The following is a 5,518-nucleotide window of genomic DNA, read 5'->3' as shown; positions in this document are numbered from 1 at the left end:
GTACTCAAGAGCCATAAGAAGGCCATCCTCTAAAATAAGCGTGTTCTTTCCACCGCCTTTCGCTTTCTTAAGGCCTTCGGCTTCTCTGAAAATATCAAGCATCTTTTCAAAAGGTGATCTTTTAACGCCTGTTAAACGACGAAATTTTTCGTCTTCTATATTTTTCATGGTTTCCTACTTCATGACAGATCCTTCTATAGAGCGTTTACATCAAACTTTAAATTTAATCTAGTTTCTCAAGAGGTCTATTTCTTAAACTGTCTTTGCTCAGGTTTTTTCAAGGCTGATTCCTGGTGCTTTGAGGCTGTCACTTCTTGCTCCATCTGAATATCACTGCTCTCGATGTCCCAAATTTATCCGAAACTTCACTCTATGAAAGTTCTGCTTTAGCGTTTATTTTCAATACTTCTTTTCTACAATCTACTGAATATGTTCTATCTATTAATTCTTTCTTACTCTTATTATGCTCTGTTTAGGCTGCTTTGGGTATATCATGCGCAAATCCACGTTCATCAATGGAAGCACTCTATTTTCCTTTCCTGTTTAACGAATCACGTTTTTGGCACAATACAGATCTTTTTTCAAGATCTGATTTCGAATAATTTAAGGTTTTTTTATAGCAAACCCTAAGACCTCTAAAGGCTTTCACAATGCCAACAGCCCTAACCTAAAAACGCTCCACTCACGCTGGCTGATAGGCATCAGGATCCATCGTGATAGCGTGTTCTACACAGTCCATGTCCATTGTGCTGGCTAACCCATTCCAAAACGTCTACCCGATTCTTCATAGCTCAATCCTTCTTTCATCTTAATTCCTAAAACTTTATCTCGAGAAAGCGTAAAAAGTCAAAAGGAGCATTGTTGAGTGAAATACCTCTTTGCTTGCCCCGTAAAAATTAGTATGCTATAAACACATCTAGCAGACTAGTTGAGAAATTTTTTTGTTAGTTTTTTTTGCAATCATTGTTTTAAGCGGAGTATTATTGTGGGGATGTAGCTCAGGTCCTGCAGTAGTATCTCACGCAAACTATTTATCGAGCCCTCCTGTAATAGTGGACTTGGAAAAAATTCAAGTAGTAGAACAGGAAAGTTTGATGTGCTCTTCTGCCACAGTGTTAGACATTAACATTGTTGATCTTGTGCGACAATGGACAAAGAGTGCATTTGTATGTTCTGGTTCTGGAATACCTCTTAATGTGGAGATTGTAGAAGCAAAATTGGCTCCTTTGCGTGAACTACAGAGCGCAATTTCTTCTGAAGAAGAAAATACTTACGTTGGAATATTGGACGTACGTATATTTATAGGAAAAAATCCTTTATCATCCCGCACTTCTCACAGTATCCATTCCAAAGTTTCGGTAACCATTCCATCGCATTACACCTTAAAAGAACGTAGACATGCGGTATTAAGTTTGGCAGAAGAAGTAGTCGAGATTCTTCATAAAGAAGTTGTGCGTTATATTGATACCCAAGGAAAGTTAAGGAGGTAATTTCACGATATAATATTCGTTTAATCACACAGTAAAAATAAATAAATTTTTTATTAAGATCGTACTGCCTAGAAAACTTTTCTAAAATAAACAGCTCAAAAATTTAAAAAAAAACTTAATGTTTTTCTATCATACAAATTGAGTAATACTATTAAAAAATAGAGAAAGCTTTTTTTAATTCACTTTTTATCTGGAGAAATACCTTCTCAAAAACTACATAGCCGATACTTAAAAAAGTATAAGAATTTTAGCACAAGATGCAATTGAGAGACTTCGTAAAGACGTTTTGAGCTATATTGAAATTGCAAGGAAAATAGGCTAAAAGAATTCTGGTATCTAAAGCACAAAAGAGAAGCGATATCAAAATACTGTTAATAGTTCTATTTAGGCTGTGCATTTCAGCAGGAATACATATGAAAAAGATCTAGGAATATAAGAATGTAAAGGTAAACAATTGTTCTAAGGGGTCGTATTTTGAAAACCTCAGACGACATATGCTAAGCTTTAAAAAATCGTCTAATATTTTCCTACACGTGGGGTGTAGGGCGCTAAAAAGTATGGAAAACTAAGGAGGTAGGTATAACTATGTTTGATACAAGACTATGGAATGTGATGTTTGCAGGAAGAATTGATCCAAGAGGATGGATTTTTATTGGGATTGGGTTTTGCATTTCTGCATTGTTTTTTCTGGTACACACAAAATTAGCTTTGTTTTGCTCAGGAATAACTCTAGGAGTAGCGTTGTTTTTTCGCGATCCTGACCGATGCACTCCCACTAAGTCAGATCTAATTGTCAGCCCAGCAGATGGCTTAATTTTAGACATTGTAGATTGCTTAGCGCCTGCAGAGCTAGACTTAGGTCCTGGTCCTTGGACACGCATAAGCATTTTTCTAAATTTATGGGATGTACACGTAAATCGTTTTCCTGTAGAGGGTAGGGTGCTTCAAGTATCCTATTCTCCAGGAAAATTCTTAGAAGCGTTTAAAGATGGAGCTTCTTTAGAAAATGAGCGTTGTGGGGTGGTTATTCAAGTGGCCCAGGGATTTCAAGTAGCGTGCGTTCAAATTGCAGGGTGGCTTGCACGGCGCATTGTGTGTGATGCACACCCTGAACAGTTAGCACAAAAAGGAGAAAAATATGGGATCATTTGTTTTGGAAGTCGGGTAGACCTCTACTTACCAAAACCTCACGTTGAAATATTAGCAACTCCTCATCAACGCACCATTGCGGGGGAGACAATTTTAGGCGTGCTCCGAGAAGAAAGAGAGCATAAATCTTTTATTACAAAACAGGAAGCAGTTTTAGAAATTAAAAAACTTATTATTTAAATTATTTACTATTGCGCCACCGTGGGTGTATCGGTAAATATACCCATAATTTTATGATCTTTTTCAGTAATAGTAACAAAATTTTTATCAATCAACCTAGTGTTTAAGGAGTAACTTTAGGAAAAACTACATCACAGTATAAAAACTGACCGATGTAGTAAATTACCTAAAGAAAAGAAAAAAGGACGCTTCAGAAAGTGTTGTGGGACATAACAGAGAAGAAAATTACGACTCTCATAAGTAATGAGTAGGCAATGTAGAATAATCCGGATTTAAAATTAGAGCTGTTAAATTGCAAACGAAACACCGTATCAAGAGGGGGATCATGCCATTAGAACAAATGTTCACTGCTTCCTTAAACCGAAAAGACTTGATATATACGCCACGTTTCAACGAAGATGAAACGTTGAATCTGAAAACCAAGATCCTGATGAGATAGTCTATTGCAAAGCCTACCATCCTGGTGTCGCCTGAAATTCTGTGAATATAACTTCTATTTTTACTCAAAGTTCGCGTGAACAAAGCTCGATAATGGTGGGATAAGAATGATTTTAGTGAGGTTCTTGAGAACACCCTACATTTACAGAATTATCGGAATATCATCAAAGGTAAGGGTAGCTAAACAGTTGCCGAATTTGGTCATGCTCTCGAAGTTCAGGGAGAAAAGAGCTATGATATTAAACAAGTAAGCTGTGATAGGTGCCCAGTCTTTATCAAGGGCCTAGCGTTGCTTTCTAAAAAAATCTAGTACTTGACAGTACATTAGAACGCTAAAAGCGCTCGTTTCAGTACAATGAATCTAAAATCAATGGAAGCTTTGAATATCAGAGAACGCTTCCAAGAAATTTATAAAAACTACCTTTGAGGAATCGAATGACTTTCTGGATCAATGGTATTTAGGGCTTTGTACCCAACGCTTAACATCACGCACCAAGGCAGCCAAGAAGATAAAAACGCTGGAATGTCCTGAAAGAAAAACCTTATCAAAAATACTATTCTGGAAGGATTTAATGCCATACTTTAAGCGGCTAAGAGAAAAGCCAGGGGCGCTACAATGGAACACTTCAAAATAATTGTATTACTTGGTAGCTGGAAAAGTGCCTCTGAGGACCATTAATTCTTTATTACTCGCTCATTGTGCATAAGAGTTCTTTATTTTCTATAATTCATTGAGCATTGTTATCAACCCATCGTTTTGTGCTATTAATTTCACAATCTTACTTCTTTTTGCCATCATTTTTTCCATAAATTACGGCATCATAAGTAGGAAAAACTTTTGCTCTAGAGTATTAATGTAGACACGAACATCTCATACTAATTTCTCTTTTTGAATCGTAATCTTTCCTAAAGCAAAAGTTGTATTGAAATTCTTTCTTAGCTATCTTATTATGAAAATCATCAAAAATGCCGAATGAGTTTTTTGTTTCTATATAGCCAATCACTTTGAATTAGAGGCAAAACTACGGTATCGTAAGAAACTATCAGCGCTGTTTGAGAAATACAATACGTATATGGCGTAATCGATATAAGAAAGAAAAAAAGTACGACGCTATAAAAGTTTAGCTTGAAGATAAAATTTTGAAGAATTCAACTCAGGCCTTATACCGTTTAGTACATTCAGTAAGGGCACAGTTAATGGATTGTTTCATAGTAGCACAGAATTTCTCTATAGGATTTAGATCTAGTGAGTATGGTGGTAAAAAATTTGCCTTTCAACCAATAGATTTCATCAATTTTTTTGTCTTTTGAAAGTTATGAAATGAAGCATGATCCATAATCTAAATTAGCCAAACATTTTAGTGCTTTGATTGAACACTGGTTTTCCCAATAATTAAAAATATAGATTAATTATTCACTAAGCCAGCTATACTATAGTTTTTTTGTAATAGTTATCACGTCTTTTACCTAAAAGTTCTTCCCTTTTTCTGCTCCATCTCTTCTCTTTGTAACTCGCCATATCAACACCACTTTCATCAATATACAGAAAACTAACTATAGAACGGTTATAAAAAATGCCTCGTCAATTGAATAATGTGTAGGACGTCTTATCTGTTTAGCGTGAGCCTATTCTTGTGCATTAATCGTGTATTCACGATGGGAAGGCGGCGCTGTGTTTTAGGTTAAGGCAGCAGAAGAGCGTGAAGACAGTGTAGGCTGAACTGAGATTTTTGACGAGGTTGCTTAGCATAAGAACAAACGTTGCGTCAAATGCTCAATCAAAATTACAGCGCAGATCTTACTTCTACTTTAACGTTGCATTGAGGAAAAGACATTAGCTTGAAATTAGCTTGGATGGATTGAGCGAGACAATTTGTAAAAGATTTTCAACAATAATGTAGTATATTCTGAACACTTCATTTCTACCAGCGCCCTCTCTCTGATCCTAGGAAAAATTTATTGAGACAGTTTCTTATTATCAAACTCTGTCTTCAAAATTTTAAATAAATGAATTAAAAGATATTGATAGGACAAAAAAAGAATACTTTATCGAAGTGATTTAAGAGCACCTTCTATTAACCCACCAGCAATTTTTTTTGCCAACAAGCGGATCGATGCGTGTTACCAGAAGCGAATCTGATCGGTCTATACGCCATCAAAACCATGATGATTTAGATGCAAGTAGGTGTATTCGATACAGATAGCTGGTATACAAGGCTTGATAAAGTAGACGATCCGCTTCATGGCATTAACGAAGACTA

The 5,518-nt window shown here is 36.0% G+C and carries 3 protein-coding genes and 1 pseudogene; 2 read left to right on the top strand and 2 right to left on the bottom strand.

The features are described 5' to 3' along the window. Both HCUR_RS09630 and HCUR_RS09875 read right to left on the bottom strand, forming a co-directional pair. Positions 1–168 (bottom strand): annotated as a pseudogene (locus HCUR_RS09630) (IS5/IS1182 family transposase); the annotation flags it as partial. Positions 169–526: 358 nt separating this feature from the next. After that, positions 527–649, bottom strand: coding sequence for a hypothetical protein (locus HCUR_RS09875; protein ID WP_279337696.1), 123 nt, complete (start codon positions 647–649; stop codon positions 527–529). 292 nt (positions 650–941) lie between these two features. Between HCUR_RS09875 and HCUR_RS05300 the strand changes: the two genes are divergently transcribed. Continuing rightward, on the top strand, positions 942–1,490 hold the full coding sequence (locus HCUR_RS05300; protein ID WP_104207076.1) for a hypothetical protein: 549 nt from the start codon (positions 942–944) through the stop codon (positions 1,488–1,490). A gap of 585 nt (positions 1,491–2,075) precedes the next feature. After that, on the top strand, positions 2,076–2,819 hold the full coding sequence (locus HCUR_RS05295; RefSeq protein WP_104207075.1) for a phosphatidylserine decarboxylase: 744 nt from the start codon (positions 2,076–2,078) through the stop codon (positions 2,817–2,819). Positions 2,820–5,518: the final 2,699 nt, after the last annotated feature.

This window comes from Holospora curviuscula (genome assembly GCF_002930195.1).
Classification (GTDB): Bacteria; Pseudomonadota; Alphaproteobacteria; order Holosporales; family Holosporaceae; genus Holospora; species Holospora curviuscula.
The sequence above is the reverse complement of the archived record's forward strand: the minus strand, read 5'-3'. Positions and strand labels throughout refer to the sequence as shown.